A 14,969-nucleotide genomic window follows, 5' to 3' on the forward strand; every position below is an offset into this window, starting at 1 on the left:
CTTCAGAGGGGATGGCTGCCCGCCTTGGCGGGCGCGGTTTCAGATCAGCTTGACGAGCTGCTTGCCGAAGTTTCGTCCCTTCAGCAGCCCCAGGAAAGCCTCGGGCGCCGATTCGATGCCTTGGGCAATGCTCTCGCGTGGGCGCAGCTTGCCGCTGGCCGCCAGGCCGCCGAGTTCCTGCAGCGCCTCGGGCCACACTTCCATGTGCTCGCTGACAATGAAGCCTTCGATCTTCAGTCGGCTGATCAGCAGGATGGACGGGTTGGTCATCGGCAGCGGCTGGCCGTCGTAGCCGGCGATCATTCCGCACAGGGCGATGCGGCCGAAGGCGTTCATGCGGGAGAGCACGGCGTCGAGGATGTAGCCGCCGACATTCTCGAAGTAGCCGTCGATGCCGTTCGGGCAGGCTTCCTTCAACGCCTGCGACATCGACTTGGCGTCGGGGTGCTGGCGGTAGTCGATGCAGGCGTCGAAGCCCAGCTCATCGGTCACGTACTTGCACTTGTCCGGACCACCGGCGATGCCGACGACCCGACATCCGCGCGCCTTGGCCAATGCGCCGAAAGCGCTGCCCACCGCGCCGCTGGCGGCCGAGACCACGAGCGTGTCGCCCGATTTGGGCGCAATGATCTTCACCAGCCCGTACCAGGCTGTCACGCCGGGCATGCCCACCGCGCCGAGGTAGTACGACAGCGGCACGTGCGTCGTGTCGACCTTGCGCAGCATGCCGGGTTGCGATGCATCGACGACGCTGTATTCCTGCCAGCCGCCGAAGCCCACGACCTTGTCGCCGACGGCGAACTTGGGATGGCGGCTTTCGACCACCTCGCCCGCGGTTCCTCCCTGCATGACCTGCCCGAGCGGCTGCGGCTGGGCATAGCTCTTGGAATCATTCATGCGGCCGCGCATGTACGGGTCCAGGCTCAGGTAGTGATGGCGGACCAGCACTTCGTTGTCCTTCAGGGCCGGCGTTTCCGAGGTGACGAGCTTGAAGTTGCTGGCGACGGCTTCGCCTTCGGGGCGGTTGTCGAGGTGCTGTTGCTTGTTGGTGGGCATGTTGAACTCCTGGTTCGATGGCGGAAGGTGCTGCTGGCGGCGCGAGGGTGATGCCCAGCGCCCGCTGCCCCTCCAGGGATGAAAGTCTCAGTCGGTCGATAGCGGCAGCGGTTCGGCCGCGCCCGCCGGGTCGGCGGGCAATCGCCGCTTGACGTATTTGAAGGTGCCGGTGGCGTGTGCGCAAGCGCGGCCCTTGGCGTCGTAGATGGTGCCTTCGGTGAAGGCCAGCGTGAGGGTTCGTTCGATCAGCCGCCCCTTGGCCACCAAGGGGCCGACGGACGGGCGCATGAAGCTGGTCTTCATCTCGATCGTGACCACGCCCATCTCGGGCGACACACTGCGCGCTGCCGACGCCAGCGTCACGTCGAGCAGCGTCATCACCGCACCGCCGTGGGTCACGTCGAAGGTGTTGAGATGCTCGGGCTTCGCGGTGTAGTGCAACTCGGATTGGCCGCCGCCGAAGGCGACCAGCTCGATGCCGAGGTGGCGCGCAAAGGGAATCCGGCGGGTAAAGGCACGGGATGGCTCGTCGGCGGCGGGCATGGCGGATGCGGCTGGCGTATCGCTCATCGGTTTCGAAGCACGTCCTCAGCCGGCCACGACAGCGCTGACGCCACCATCCACCGCGATGTGCTGGCCGGTGATGTGCTTGCCCGCGTCACTGGCGAACAGCAGCGTGATGCCCTTGAGGTCTTCGGTGTCGCCCAGGCGGCCCAGCGGCGCGTGGGCGGCCATCTTGTCTTCGCCCAGCTGCTGGATCAGGCCGGCGGCCATCTTCGTCATGAAGAAGCCCGGGCAGATGGCATTGACGTTGATGCCGTAGTGGCCCCATTCGCAGGCGAGCGTCTGGGTGAAGCCGATCACCGCCGACTTGGAGGTGTTGTAGGCGATGGTCTTCATCTCGCGCGGATTGCCGCCCAGGCCGGCGATGGACGCGATGTTGATGATGCGACCCGATTTGCGCGGAATCATGCTGGCGCGCGCGATCTGCTGCGACAGGATGAAGTAGCCGCGCACGTTGAGGTTGAGCACCTTGTCCCAGGCTTGCACCGGGTGTTCTTCCGCCGGGGCGCCCCAGCTGGCGCCGGCGTTGTTCACCAGGATGTCGACCTGGCCCATGCGCTCCAGCGTCTCGTCGGCCAGGCGGCGGGTGTCTTCTTCCTTTGAGCAATCGGCGGCGATCCAGCGCGCGTCGATGTTGGCGGCCTGCAGCTCTGCCGCAGCCTGTTCCAGGTCATCGGCCTTGCGCGAGCTGAGCATGATGCGCGCGCCGGCCTCGCCCAGGGCATGGGCCATCTGCAGGCCCAGGCCGCGCGAGCCGCCGGTGACCAGCGCGGTCTTGCCGGTCAGGTCGAACAATTGCTTGACGTTGCGGGGAGTGGTCATCGGGTGGTCTCCGTTGGATGGCTGAATGGTTCTTCGAACGATGTTTGGAATGCGCGCAAGGCCTTGGGCCTCAGGGCGAGTCCTCGAGGCGCGAGCGGACGTAGATGAGCGCCGCGCCCACCACGACAAGAATGGCGCCCGGCACGCCCAGCGACCAGCCCGCTACCTCATGGACGCGGCCGATCGCCAGGCCAAGCACCACGCCGAACAGCCCGCCGTAGATCAGGACCCAGATCCAGCCTTCGAGCCTGGCATGCGGCTTGGGCGCAGCCATCAGAACGCGTCCTCGTGCAGGTCGACGCAGGTGGCGTCGCGGCTTTCCACCACCTGCAGCCAGGCACCGATCTTGGGCAACTCGTAGTGGAAGAAATAGTCGGTGGCGCCAAGACGGCCGGCCGTGGCTGGCTGGGCGGCATCGGCATCCAGGGCCAGCGCGCGCTCAGCCACGTCGAGCCACAGCCATGCCAGGACCATGTGCCCGAAAGCCTGCATGTAGGGAACGGCATTGATAAGAGCATCGCGCGGGTTGCCGGTGGCCCAGGCTTCTCGCGTGGCCTTGCCCACCTGTTCGAGCGCCGCACCCAGCGCCTTGGCGTGCGGGGCAAGCCGGGGCACGCTCGCGCTGCGTGCGATGGTCTGCTGGATGCGGCCGGCCAGCAGTTGCAGTCCGCGGCCCTCTTCCATCAGCACCTTGCGACCCAGAAGGTCTGCCGCCTGAATGCCGTGCGTGCCTTCGTGGATCATGTTCAGCCGGTTGTCGCGCCAGTACTGCTCCACCGGAAAGTCACGCGTGTAGCCGTAACCGCCATGCACCTGGATGGCCAGCGAATTGGCCTCCAGGCACCATTCGCTGGGCCAGCTCTTGGCGATGGGCGTCAACACTTCGAGAAGCAGGCGCGCGTCGTCCGCCGCCTGGGCTTCGCCGGTCTTGTGTTCGTCCACCAGGCGCGCGCAATACAGCTCGAGCGCCAGGGCGCCTTCGGCATAGGACTTCTGCGCCAGCAGCATACGCCGCACGTCGGCGTGCTCGATGATGCGCACTTGCGGGCGGGACGCGTCCTTGCCCTCCGGCCCGACCGGGCGGCCTTGCGGACGGCTCTTGGCGTAGTCGAGCGATGCGTAATAGCCAGCCATGCCCAGCATCGTGGCGGCCGTGCCAACGCCGATGCGCGCCTCGTTCATCATGTGGAACATGCAGGCCAGGCCCTTGCCGGGCTTGCCGACCAGATAGCCGACCGCACCGGCCTTGCCGCCCACCGGGTACTTGCCTTCGCCGAAGTTCAGCAGCGTGTTGGTCGTGCCGCGCCAGCCCAGCTTGTGATTGAGGCCCGCCAGCGCCACGTCGTTGCGCTCGCCCGTCAGCTGCCCTTCGGTGTCGACCATGCGCTTGGGCACGATGAACAGCGAGATGCCGCGGGTACCGGGGATGAGCTTGCCGTTTTCATCGGGGATCTTGGCCAGAACGATGTGGACGATGTTTTCGGTCAGCTCATGGTCGCCCGCCGAGATCCACATCTTGTGGCCGGTGAGGCGGTAACGCGGGCCCAGGGGATCGCTTTCGTAGTCCTCGCCGTCGGGCACCGCGCGCGTTGCCACGTCGCTCAACGACGAGCCGGCCTGCGGTTCCGACAAGCACATGGTGCCCGCCCAGCGACCGGAGAACTCGTTGAGCGCAAACACCTGCTTCTGCATCTCGGTGCCATGCACCATGAGCAGGTTGGCATTGCCGCTGGTGAGCATGTTCGAGCCGATGCTCACCGACGCCATCGCGAAGAAGCTGTTGGCCGCCGCCTGGACGGTATAGGGCAGTTGCATGCCGCCGATGTCGTAGTCCTGCGCGGCCGACATCATTCCCGATTCGACGAAGGCCTTGTGCGCATCGTGCGTGGCCTGGGGCAGGATGACCTTCTCGCCGTCGAAGTGCGGCTCCTGGGTATCGACCGTTCGGTTGTGCGGCGCGTACTTCTCGCGGGCGATGCGCTCGCAGGTGTCGAGCACGGCGTCGAAGGTTTCGCGGGAGTGGTCCGAAAAGCGCTCGCGCTCGGTCAGAACGGGGGCGGCGAGCCAATCGTAGAGCAGGAAATCGAGGGTGGTGCGCAGCGTCATGAGATGAACTGTGGCAAGCGTGGTCCGCGTTGCGAGGCAATGTAATCCAATCGCACCGCGTGCATTGACTCCTTCATGACAGTCGGGTCACAAGCCAATGGTGCGGCACAAAGACAAAGGGCGCATGTGGCAATCCGAGATGCCGCATGCGCCCTTGTTGGCTGGAGTAAGCGTCAGAGCACTTCGAACACACCTGCAGCGCCCATGCCGCCGCCGATGCACATGGTCACCACCACCTTCTTCGCGCCGCGGCGCTTGCCTTCGATGAGCGCGTGGCCGGTCAGGCGCTGGCCGCTTACGCCGTAGGGATGGCCCACGGCGATCGCGCCGCCATTGACGTTGAGGCGGTCATCGGGAATGCCCAGCTTGTCGCGGCAGTAAATGACCTGCACGGCGAAGGCTTCGTTCAGTTCCCACAGGTCGATGTCGCCGACCGACAGGCCGAGCTTCTTCAGCACCTTGGGAATGGCGAACACCGGGCCGATGCCCATTTCGTCGGGCTCGCAGCCGGCGACCGAAAAGCCCAGGAAGCGGCCCAGCGGCTTGAGGCCGTTCTTCTCGGCGAACTTCTCGTCCACCACCACGCAGGCGCCGGCGCCGTCGGAGAACTGGCTCGCATTGCCCGCAGCGATCACGCCACCGGGAATGGCCGTGCGAATGCCGCTGATGCCCTCGACGGTCGTGCCGGGACGGATGCCTTCGTCGTTCTCGACGGTGACTTCCTTGGTGCGCAGGCCCATCACGGGATCGGCCACGCCGGCCAGGACGGTGATGGGGGCGATCTCGTCCTTGAACTTGCCGGCTTCGAGCGCGGCGGTGGCGCGCTGCTGGCTGCGCGCGCCGTATTCGTCCATCGCCTCGCGGCCGATGTTGTAGCGCTTGGCCACCATCTCCGCCGTCTGCAGCATGTTCCAGTAGATCTCGGGCTTCTGCTTCATGAGCGCGGGGTCGACCAGCATGTGCGTGTTGGCTTCGTTCTGCACGCACGAGATGCTCTCGACGCCGCCGGCCACATACACCTCGCCTTCGCCGGCGATGATGCGCTGAGCCGCGGTGGCGATGGTCTGCAGGCCCGACGAGCAGAAGCGGTTGATCGTCATGCCCGACGTGGTGATCGGCAGCCCGGCCTTGAGCGCGATCTGACGCGCGATGTTGGAGCCGGTGGCACCCTCGGGCGTGGCGCAGCCCATGATGACGTCGTCGACCAGAGCGCCGTCGATGCCGGCGCGTGCCACGGCATGCTGAACCGCATGGCCGCCGAGCGTGGCGCCGTGCGTCATGTTGAAGGCGCCCTTCCAGCTCTTGGCGAGCGGCGTGCGGGCGGTGGAAACGATGACGGCATTGGTCATGATGGGTTCCTTTGGCGTGTGCGGGGTCGGGAAAGGGTTGGAGATCAGCCCTGCGGCGCGGCGACGCCGGCGTTGCGCAGAAGCTGGTGATAGAACTGGATCATCTCGACGTAGTTGTCGATCGAGATGCGCTCATTGGTGCCATGGAAGCGCGGCAGATCTTCCGGCTTGGCACGCACTGGCGAGAAGCGATAGACGGCGTCGGCAGCTACAGCCATGTGACGACCATCGGTGGCTCCGAGCATCAAGCCCGGCGCGACGACGCCTTCGGGAAACACCTGGCGGATGGTTTTCTGGATGTCGACGTAGCCGGGGCCGTCCGTCGGCGACACCGGCGAAGGCTCCGCGTTGCCGGGATACGGCGCCACCTTGACGGCGTCGTTGGCCACCACCTTGTGCACGTGCTCCTCGACCGACGCCAGCGTGTCGCCAGGCAGCACCCGGAAGTTCACCGTCGCCTCCACATGGCCGGGCAGCACGTTGTCCTTGTTGCCGCCTTCGATGATGGTCAGCGCCGTGGTCGTGCGCAGCATGGCATTGCTCGCGGGACTGGCCGACAGCTGCTTTTGAACCAGCGGCCCGAACAGCCACAGGTTGGACAAGGCGACGCGGCCGAATCCGCTCATCTCGGGCGCGAGCGTGTCGAACATGCTGCGGGCCACGCCGCCGTCCAGCGTGGCGGGCATCTGGTGGGCTTCCAGGCGAGACAGGGCTCCGCCCATCGTGCCGATCGCGCTGCCATGCAAAGGCGGCATCGACGAGTGGCCGGGCGTGGCTTCGACGCTCAGCTTGAAACTGGCGTAGCCCTTCTCGGCCACGCCGACGAGCGCCGCCGGTTGGTTCAGGCCCGGCAGGACGCCTTCGGTGACGAGCAGACCCTCGTCGAGCACCCAGGCGAAGCGGATGCCTTGCGCCTTGAGCTTCTGGCCGATGCGCTCGGCGCCCCGATGGCCGCCCACCTCTTCATCGGCGCCCGAGATCAGGTAGATGGTCCGCTCCGGCTTGAAGCCGGACTTGGCCAGCAGTTCGATCGCCTCCATCTGCGCCAGCAGGTTGCCCTTGTCGTCCCAGGCACCCCGCCCCCAGACATAGCCATCGCGGATCGTGCCTGCGAACGGTTCGGCCTGCCATTTGTTCTCGGTGCCGGACGCGATCGGAACCACGTCCTGATGCGCCATGAGCGCGATCGGCTGGGCCTTGGCATTGCTGCCGGGCCAGACGTAGACGAGCGCGTTGTCGCCCGGCTGCTCGAGCTTCATGGTCGCGTGCAGCGCGGGGAACTGCTGCGCCAGGTAGGCATGCAGGCCAGCGAACTGATCGTTGTTGGCCTGCGGGTCTTCCAGGCTGCTGATGGTCTTGAAGCGCACCGCGCCGGCCAGCCTTTCGGCCACGGCCTTGGCGTCGACGGGCGCCTTCTGGATCGGCGCCACGCTGACCTGGCGCGACGGCGTGCGCCAGGTCTTGACACCCACCACCGCCGCCAGCGCAAGGATGGCCAGCAGGAGGAACGAAACAATGCGCTTGAAAGTCATCGGCAGTTCAGCTTGAGGTTGGCCCGGGCGTCGAGCCTCAGAAGCCCTTGCCTTCGGCGGCCAGCTTCTGGATCAGCGCAGCCGGTTCCCAGAATGCGCCGTCGTCCAGCGGATTCGCGGCGAAGCGCTTCATGGTCGAGGCCACGTTGTACAGGCCAACCTGGCTCGCGTAGTGCATCGGGCCGCCGCGCCAGATCGGGAAGCCGTAGCCGGTCAGGTAGACCATGTCGATGTCGCCCGCCTTGGAAGCGATGCCGTCCTCGAGGATGTGGGCGCCTTCGTTGACCAGGGCGAATACGAGGCGCTGGACGATCTCTTCGTCGCTGATCTTGCGCGGCGTGATGCCCAGTTCCTTGCGATGGTCCTCGACCATCTTGTTGACCAGCTCCGACGGAATGGCGTCGCGCTTGCCCGGCTTGTAGTCGTACCAGCCGGCGCCGGTCTTCTGGCCAAAGCGGCCCAGTTCGCACAGCTTGTCGGCGGTGCGGCTGTACTTCATGTCGGGCTGCTCGACGGCGCGGCGCTTGCGGATGGCCCAGCCGATGTCGTTGCCGGCCAGATCGCCCATGCGGAACGGACCCATCGCAAAGCCGAACTTCTCGATGGCCTTGTCCACCTGCTGCGGCGTGGCACCTTCGTCGAGCAGGAAGCCGGCCTGGCGGCTGTACTGCTCGATCATGCGATTGCCGATGAAGCCGTCGCACACGCCCGAGACCACGGCCGTCTTCTTGATCTTCTTGCCGATGGCCATCACGGTGGCCAGCACGTCCTTGGCGGTCTTCTCGCCGCGAACGACTTCCAGCAGCTTCATGACGTTGGCCGGGCTGAAGAAGTGCATGCCGACCACGTCCTGCGGACGCTTGGTGAACGAGGCGATCTTGTTCACGTCCAGCGTCGAGGTGTTGGACGCGAGGATCGCACCTTGCTTGGCGACTTCGTCCAGCTTCTTGAACACCTGCTCCTTGACGCCCATTTCCTCGAACACGGCCTCAATGATGAGGTCGCAGTCCTTGAAGTCGTCATAGCTCAGCGTGGTGGACAGCAGCGACATGCGCTGGTCGTACTTGTCCTGCTTGAGCTTGCCCTTCTTGACCTGGGCTTCGTAGTTCTTGCGGATGGTGGCGACGCCGCGGTCCAGCGCCTCCTGCTTCATCTCGAGGATCTTGACCGGAATGCCGGCGTTGAGGAAGTTCATCGAGATGCCGCCACCCATGGTGCCGGCGCCGATGACGCCGACCAGCTTGATCTCGCGCTTGGGCGTGTCGTCCGCCACGTCGGGAATCTTGCTCGCACCGCGCTCGGCCATGAAGATGTGGCGCAGCGCCGCCGATTCGGGCGTGAACATCAGCGCGGTGAACACACGGCGCTCCTCGGCCATGCCGTCGTCGAACTTGAGCTTGGTGGCGGCTTGCACCGTCTCCACACACTTGACGGGCGCGGGGAAGTTCTTCGCCATGCCTGCGACCATGTTCTTGGCGAACTGGAAGTAGGCATCGCCTTGTGGGTGCTTGCAAGGCAGGTTGCGCACCAGCGGCATCTCAGAGCCCTTGGCGACGACGCCCTGGGCGAACTCGATGGCCTCAGCGACCACCGTCTCGGCCGATGCGGCCATCTTGTCGAACAGCTTCTGGCCCGGCAGGCTGGCGAGCATCTCGCTCTTGACGGGCTCGCCGCTCACGATCATGTTCAAGGCGGTCTCGACGCCCAGCACGCGCGGCAGGCGCTGCGTGCCGCCAGCGCCGGGGATCAGGCCCAGCTTGACTTCAGGCAGCGCGACGTTGGTGCCCGGCGCGGCCACGCGGTAGTGGCAGCCAAGGGCCAGTTCGAGGCCGCCGCCCATGCAGACGGTGTGGATGGCCGCCACGATGGGCTTGGTGCTGGCTTCCAGGGCAAGAATGACCGACAGGAGGTTGGGTTCTGCCAGCGCCTTGGGCGAGCCGAATTCCTTGATGTCCGCGCCGCCGGAAAAGGCCTTTCCGGCCCCCGTGATGACGATCGCCTTGACAGCCGCATCGCCCAGCGCATTGGCCAGGCCGTCGGTGATGCCCCGGCGGGTGGCATAGCCCAGTCCGTTGACCGGCGGGTTGTTCAGCGTGATCACGGCCACATCGCCGCGAACTTGGTATTCAGCCGTCATGCTGCGTTCCTTTGGATTGGAAAGAAGGGGATCGTCCCGGGGGAATTCGGCGATGCCAGCGGGGGCATCACCGGGTTGTCACATAAAAAGCACGAGTGTTCTTTTTTTGCGTGCATTCTAGGGCTTTGGAAAGCGCCTTTGAAGTCGCAGCCGGGACAAGCGCCCTCACCTTGCACTTGTCCAGGCCAAGCCCGATGCCGGGCCGGGAAGCCGGCAAACGCCGGCGCCTTGCGGGCTCAGACTTCGAGCCACTCCTTGCGGATGTTGGCGTCGGCACGCAGCGAGTCGGGCGTGCCGTCGAACACGATGCTGCCGTGGCCCATCACCAGCGCGCGGTCGGAGATGTGCATGGCGATGGTCAGCTTCTGCTCGATCAGCAGCACGGAGATGCCGCGCGCCTTGAGTTGCTGCAGGTATTGACCGACCAGTTCGACGATCTTGGGCGCAAGGCCTTCGGTAGGCTCGTCGATGATGATCAGGTCGGGGTCGCCCATGAGCGTGCGGCACAGCGTGAGCATCTGCTGCTCGCCGCCTGAGAGCACGCCCGCTTCGGTGTGCTGCCGCTCCTTCAGGCGCGGAAACATGTCGTACATGTCGTCGAAGCTCCAGCGGCTTCCCTTGCCACTGCCCTTGACGCCCAGCAGCAGGTTCTGATGCACCGTGAGCTTGGGGAAGATGTCGCGGTTCTCCGGAACGTAGCCGATGCCCAGGTGCGCCACTTCGTACGCCTTGCGCCCGAGAATCTCCTGGCCTTTCCAGCTCAGATGACCTTCGGCGTGCACCAGGCCCATGATGGCCTTGGCGGTGGTGGAGCGGCCGGATCCATTGCGCCCCAGCAGCGCCACGATCTCGCCTTTGCCCACCTCGAATGAAACGCCATGCAATACATGGCTCTTGCCGTAATAGGCGTGGAGGTCGTTCAGCTTCAACATATCAGTGTCCCGCCCCCTGCGCGTCGGCCACCGGAGAGCCGAGGTAGGCCTCCTGCACTCGCGCGTTGCCGCGCACGGCCTCGGGCGTGTCGTAGGCCAGCACTTCCCCATAGACGACCACCGCGATCTTGTCGGCCAGGCCGAAGACCACGCCCATGTCGTGCTCGACCGTCAGCAGCGTGCGGCCGACGGTCACTTCCTTGATGAGCGCGGTGAAGTGCTCGGTTTCGGTCTTGCTCATGCCCGCCGTGGGTTCGTCCAGCAGGACGACTTCGGCGCCTCCGGCGATCGTGATGCCGATCTCCAGCGCCCGCTGTTCGGCGTAGGTCAGGTTCATCGCCAGCACGTCGCGCTTGCGCGCCAGGCCGATCTGCTGCATGAGCTGCTCCGCACGCTCGTTGGCGTCGTCCAGGCGCGAGAGAAAGCGCAGGAAGGTGTAGCGGTAGCCCAGCTTCCACAGAACGCCGCAGCGCAGGTTCTCGAACACGCTGAGCTTGGGGAAGATGTTGGTGATCTGGAAGCTGCGCGACAGCCCCAGCCGGTTGACTTCGAAGGGCTTGAGCCCGTCGATGCGCTTGCCGTTGAGGAACACCTCGCCGCTGGTGGGCGCGAGCCTGCCGCTGATGAGGTTGAACAGAGTGGACTTGCCAGCGCCATTGGGGCCGATGATGGCCACCCGTTCGCCGGCATTCACCGCGAGGTCGACGCCGCGGATGATCTCCGTGCGGCCGAAGCTCTTGCGCAGGTTCTTGAGTTCGAGTGCGTAGGTCATGAGTGTTCTTTGGCTCCCCGTCTCACTGGCGTTCGCGGCGCTTGATGTCCGCCTCGATCTCTTCCTGCGCGCTGCCCCAGGCTTTCACGAAGCGGCGGCGCACGATCTCGAGCAACCCCAGGCCGATCACCAGCGCCGCCGTGGCGCCGATCCACGCCGGTGCATGCGACGTGTCGAGCTCGAAGCCGGCCAGCGGGACCATCGGGCCCAGGGCCGCATTGAGCTGCATGTGGTAGGCCATCTCGATCAGCATGGCGGCGCCGACGAGTGCGACCAACCCCGTGGCGATGAGGCCCAGGTAAGGCAGCACCAGGCGCTTGAACTTGCCGAAGGCGGCCACGCGCACGTTCATCATGATCAGGCTGGCCACGCCGCCAGGAGCGAACATCACCATCAACAGGAACACCAGCCCCAGGTAAAGCAGCCATGCCTTGGTGAGCTCGGACAGCAGCACCGAAGCGAACACCAACAGCACCGCGCCGATGATCGGACCGAAGAAGAAGGTAGCGCCGCCCAGGAACGTGAACAGCAGGTAGCCGCCGGAGCGGATGGCGTTCAGGCTGTCGGCCGCGTTCACGATCTCGAAGTTGATGGCAGCCAGCCCCCCGCCGATCCCGCCGAAGAAGCCGGCGATGATGAAGGCGATGTAGCGCACCCGCTGGGTGTTGTAGCCGATGAACTCCACCCGCTCGGGGTTGTCGCGCACCGCGTTCAGGATGCGCCCAAGCGGCGTGCCGGTGAAGGCGAACATCGCGGCCGTGCAGATGAAGCAGTACACCGCGATCAGGTAGTACACCTGGATCTGCGGGCCGAAGGTGATGCCCATGAAGGACTGCCCATACACGCGGTTGGTGGTCACGCCGCCCTCGCCGCCGAAGAAGCCCGGGAACATCAGCGACATCGCCGCCACCAGCTCGCCGATGCCCAGCGTGATCATGGCGAAGGTGGTGCCCGATTTCTTGGTCGTGACGTAGCCGAACAGCACGGCGAAGAATGCCCCGCCCAGTCCGCCGATGATCGGCATGAGGCTCAGCGGAATGGGGAGCTTGTCACCCCCGGCGAGGTTCATGGCGTGCACGGCGATGAACGATCCGAGCCCGACGTACACCGCATGCCCGAAGCTGAGCATGCCGCCCTGGCCCAGGAGCATGTTGTAGCTCAGGCAGATGATGATCAGGTAGCCGATCTGCGAGAGCATGGTCAGCGCCAGGCTGCTCTTGAAGATCAGCGGCGCCACGATCAGGGCGATGGCGAACAGCGACCAGACGATGACCCGGCCGCGATTGAGCGAGCCCTTCTGGCGATGGTGCGCAGTGGAATTCACTGTGGTGGAAGTGGCGTTCATTTCAGTCCTCCCGGGTTCCGAGCAGGCCCTTGGGGCGGAAGATCAGGATCAGCACCAGGAACAGGTACGGCAGGATTGGCGCCACCTGCGAGATCGTGAGCGACAGCAGCGGGTAGGCGAAGTTGTCCGGCCCCACGTTGACGCCGACCGCGGCCAGCGCCGAGGCGCCGGAATGGTCGAGCGCCACCGCGAAGGTCTGCACGATGCCGATCAGCAGCGAAGCCAGGAAAGCCCCGGCCAGCGACCCCATGCCGCCCACGACCACCACCACGAAGATGATGGAGCCGACCGATGCGGCCATGGCCGGTTCGGTGACGTAGGTGTTGCCGCCGATCACGCCGGCCAGGCCGGCCAGCGCAGCGCCGCCGCCGAAGACCATCATGAACACGCGCGGCACGTTATGGCCGAGCGCTTCCACCATCTCGGGATGCTTCAGGGCGGCCTGGATGACCAGGCCGATGCGGGTGCGCGTCAGCAGCAGCCACACCGACAGCAGCATCAGGAGCGCGACCAGCATGATGAACGAGCGCGACTTGGGGAACTGCGTGCCGTAGAGCGTGAAGAGCGGCCCTTGCAGCGCCTCGGGCAGGCCATAGGGCACCGTCGAGCGGCCCCAGACGAGCTGCACGAGTTCCAGGATCAGGTAGGACAGGCCGAAGGTGACCAGCAGTTCGGGCACATGGCCGAACTTGTGGACGCGGCGCAGGCTGTAGCGTTCGAACAGCGCGCCCAGTCCGCCGACCAGCAGCGGTGCGATCACCAGCGCCGGCCAGAAGCCCAGCACGCCCGAGATCGTGTAGGCGAAATAGGCACCCAGCATGTAGAAGCTGGTATGGGCGAAATTGAGAACGCCCATCATGCTGAAGATGAGCGTCAGGCCCGAGCTCAGCATGAACAAGAGCAACCCGTAGCTGAGTCCATTCAGCAACGAGATCACGAAAAATTCCACCTTGCACTCCCCTTCAAGAGAAAAAAAGGGCCCGATAGCGTGTCGGGCCCTGGGCGGCCGGGCGTTTCGGCCCGGCGACTCCGCTTGGCTGGATCAGCCGCCCGGACGCTTCATCTGGCAGGTGGTGGGCGTGCTCGCCACGTAGGCTTCGTAGTACTTGACGGGCGCCAGCGTGTAGCCGGTGTTCTCCGGGCTGTAGGGGTACTTGGCGCTCGCCTTTTCCCAGCGGGTGATGTACAGGCCCTGCTGCATCTGGTGGTCAGCCTTGCGAAGTTCCATGTCACCGTTGTAGCTGGTGAACTTCATGCCTTCCATCGTCTGTGCGACCTTGAGCACATCGGTCGACTTGGAACGGGCCATGGCTTCGGACAGTGCCAGCAGCACGGTGTACAGGTCGGTCGTGTACATGTCGTCGTTGAAGCGCTTCTTGTACTCGTCGGCCCACTTCTGCATCTGGCCGCCCATGTTGTAGTGGGCATAGCCGACCTGGTAGACCTTGCCATCGGAAGCCGCGCCCATGGCGGTCGGCGTGCCGGTGGTCACGGCGTAGTAGGTGAAGAACTTGACGTTCAGGCCGGAGTCGTTGGCAGCCTTGATCAGCAGCGCCAGGTCCGAACCCCAGTTGCCGGTGATCACGCTGTCGGCACCCGACTGCTTGATCTTGGCGATGTAGGGCGCGAAGTCGCGCACCTGGGCCAGCGGATGCAGGTCGTCGCCGACGATCTCGATGTCGGGACGCTTGACCTTCAGGTTTTCCTTGGCGAACTTCGAGACCTGCTGGCCGTGCGAGTAGTTCTGGTTGAGCAGGTAGACCTTCTTGACGTCCGGCTGCTCCTTGATGAAGGTGGTCAGCGCCTCCATCTTCATGGAGGTGTCGGCGTCGAAGCGGTACTGCCAGTAGCTGCACTTGCTGTTGGTCAGGTCGGGGTCGACCGCGGCGTAGTTGAGGTACAGCGCCTCCTTGCCGGGGTTGCGGGCGTTGTTCTTTTCCAGCGCGTCGATGATGGCCAAGGCCGGGCCGGAGCCGTTGCCTTGCAGGATGTAGCGCGCGCCCTGGTCCATGGCCGAACGCAGCGCGACGGTGGTTTCCTGCGGGCTGAGCTTGTTGTCGATCGCGATGACTTCGAACTTCACCCCAGCAGGGTTCTTTTCGTTGAGCTTCTCGGCAAAGAACTGCAGCGTCTTGAGCTGGTTGGTACCCACGGCGGCCATCAGGCCAGACAGCGGATCGAGCCATGCGACCTTGACGGTCTCGCCCTTCTGGGCAAATGCGCCGGTGGCGCTGGCCACCAGGACGCCGGCGGTCACGATCTTCAATGCGAACTTCATTCAAGGTCTCCAGAGTTGCAGGGCATTTGCCCGAAGAAACGAGGGAATTACAAGCGCTTTCGAATGCAGCTTTTCC

At 65.1% G+C, this 14,969-nt stretch carries 13 protein-coding genes; all 13 read right to left on the reverse strand.

Annotated features, from left to right (window positions below; all coding sequences use genetic code 11):
* Positions 1-39: 39 nt before the first annotated feature.
* Positions 40-1,056: an NADP-dependent oxidoreductase gene (locus QTH91_RS21960; protein ID WP_286662290.1), complete on the reverse strand. Its 1,017-nt coding sequence runs from the start codon at positions 1,054-1,056 to the stop codon at positions 40-42.
* 87 nt (positions 1,057-1,143) lie between these two features.
* Positions 1,144-1,626, reverse strand: coding sequence for a PaaI family thioesterase (locus QTH91_RS21965; protein ID WP_286662291.1), 483 nt, complete (start codon positions 1,624-1,626; stop codon positions 1,144-1,146).
* A gap of 18 nt (positions 1,627-1,644) precedes the next feature.
* Positions 1,645-2,442 (reverse strand): SDR family oxidoreductase, encoded by a 798-nt coding sequence (locus QTH91_RS21970; protein ID WP_286662292.1) that lies wholly within the window; start codon positions 2,440-2,442, stop codon positions 1,645-1,647.
* A 70-nt stretch (positions 2,443-2,512) separates the two neighbouring features.
* On the reverse strand, positions 2,513-2,716 hold the full coding sequence (locus QTH91_RS21975) for a hypothetical protein (RefSeq protein WP_286662293.1): 204 nt from the start codon (positions 2,714-2,716) through the stop codon (positions 2,513-2,515).
* Positions 2,716-4,548: an acyl-CoA dehydrogenase family protein gene (locus tag QTH91_RS21980; RefSeq protein WP_286662294.1), complete on the reverse strand. Its 1,833-nt coding sequence runs from the start codon at positions 4,546-4,548 to the stop codon at positions 2,716-2,718. Before QTH91_RS21980 ends, QTH91_RS21975 begins: the two co-directional genes overlap by 1 nt.
* Before the next feature lie 173 nt (positions 4,549-4,721).
* Positions 4,722-5,897 (reverse strand): acetyl-CoA C-acyltransferase, encoded by a 1,176-nt coding sequence (locus tag QTH91_RS21985; protein WP_286662295.1) that lies wholly within the window; start codon positions 5,895-5,897, stop codon positions 4,722-4,724.
* 44 nt (positions 5,898-5,941) lie between these two features.
* On the reverse strand, positions 5,942-7,429 hold the full coding sequence (locus QTH91_RS21990) for a M20 family peptidase (RefSeq protein WP_286662296.1): 1,488 nt from the start codon (positions 7,427-7,429) through the stop codon (positions 5,942-5,944).
* 37 nt (positions 7,430-7,466) lie between these two features.
* Positions 7,467-9,566, reverse strand: coding sequence for a 3-hydroxyacyl-CoA dehydrogenase NAD-binding domain-containing protein (locus tag QTH91_RS21995; RefSeq protein ID WP_286662297.1), 2,100 nt, complete (start codon positions 9,564-9,566; stop codon positions 7,467-7,469).
* Positions 9,567-9,802: 236 nt separating this feature from the next.
* Complete coding sequence (locus QTH91_RS22000) at positions 9,803-10,498, reverse strand: ABC transporter ATP-binding protein (RefSeq protein ID WP_286662298.1); 696 nt, start codon at positions 10,496-10,498, stop codon at positions 9,803-9,805.
* A 1-nt stretch (position 10,499) separates the two neighbouring features.
* Positions 10,500-11,270, reverse strand: coding sequence for an ABC transporter ATP-binding protein (locus QTH91_RS22005; RefSeq protein WP_286662299.1), 771 nt, complete (start codon positions 11,268-11,270; stop codon positions 10,500-10,502).
* A 22-nt stretch (positions 11,271-11,292) separates the two neighbouring features.
* Complete coding sequence (locus QTH91_RS22010; protein WP_286662300.1) at positions 11,293-12,615, reverse strand: branched-chain amino acid ABC transporter permease; 1,323 nt, start codon at positions 12,613-12,615, stop codon at positions 11,293-11,295.
* Position 12,616: 1 nt separating this feature from the next.
* The gene (locus tag QTH91_RS22015; RefSeq protein WP_286662301.1) at positions 12,617-13,564 is read right to left on the reverse strand and encodes a branched-chain amino acid ABC transporter permease; all 948 of its coding nucleotides are present in this window, start codon (positions 13,562-13,564) and stop codon (positions 12,617-12,619) included.
* Positions 13,565-13,657: 93 nt separating this feature from the next.
* Positions 13,658-14,893: a branched-chain amino acid ABC transporter substrate-binding protein gene (locus QTH91_RS22020; protein ID WP_286662302.1), complete on the reverse strand. Its 1,236-nt coding sequence runs from the start codon at positions 14,891-14,893 to the stop codon at positions 13,658-13,660.
* Positions 14,894-14,969 lie beyond the last annotated feature (76 nt).

It is taken from the genome of Variovorax dokdonensis (assembly GCF_030316895.1).
Classification (GTDB): Bacteria; Pseudomonadota; Gammaproteobacteria; order Burkholderiales; family Burkholderiaceae_C; genus Variovorax; species Variovorax dokdonensis.

Coding starts and splice junctions, on each gene's coding strand:
- QTH91_RS21960 (WP_286662290.1), bottom strand. CDS start 1,056: ATGCCCACCAACAAGCAACAGCACCTCGACAACCGCCCCGAAGGCGAA.
- QTH91_RS21965 (WP_286662291.1), bottom strand. CDS start 1,626: ATGAGCGATACGCCAGCCGCATCCGCCATGCCCGCCGCCGACGAGCCA.
- QTH91_RS21970 (WP_286662292.1), bottom strand. CDS start 2,442: ATGACCACTCCCCGCAACGTCAAGCAATTGTTCGACCTGACCGGCAAG.
- QTH91_RS21975 (WP_286662293.1), bottom strand. CDS start 2,716: ATGGCTGCGCCCAAGCCGCATGCCAGGCTCGAAGGCTGGATCTGGGTC.
- QTH91_RS21980 (WP_286662294.1), bottom strand. CDS start 4,548: ATGACGCTGCGCACCACCCTCGATTTCCTGCTCTACGATTGGCTCGCC.
- QTH91_RS21985 (WP_286662295.1), bottom strand. CDS start 5,897: ATGACCAATGCCGTCATCGTTTCCACCGCCCGCACGCCGCTCGCCAAG.
- QTH91_RS21990 (WP_286662296.1), bottom strand. CDS start 7,429: ATGACTTTCAAGCGCATTGTTTCGTTCCTCCTGCTGGCCATCCTTGCG.
- QTH91_RS21995 (WP_286662297.1), bottom strand. CDS start 9,566: ATGACGGCTGAATACCAAGTTCGCGGCGATGTGGCCGTGATCACGCTG.
- QTH91_RS22000 (WP_286662298.1), bottom strand. CDS start 10,498: ATGTTGAAGCTGAACGACCTCCACGCCTATTACGGCAAGAGCCATGTA.
- QTH91_RS22005 (WP_286662299.1), bottom strand. CDS start 11,270: ATGACCTACGCACTCGAACTCAAGAACCTGCGCAAGAGCTTCGGCCGC.
- QTH91_RS22010 (WP_286662300.1), bottom strand. CDS start 12,615: ATGAACGCCACTTCCACCACAGTGAATTCCACTGCGCACCATCGCCAG.
- QTH91_RS22020 (WP_286662302.1), bottom strand. CDS start 14,893: ATGAAGTTCGCATTGAAGATCGTGACCGCCGGCGTCCTGGTGGCCAGC.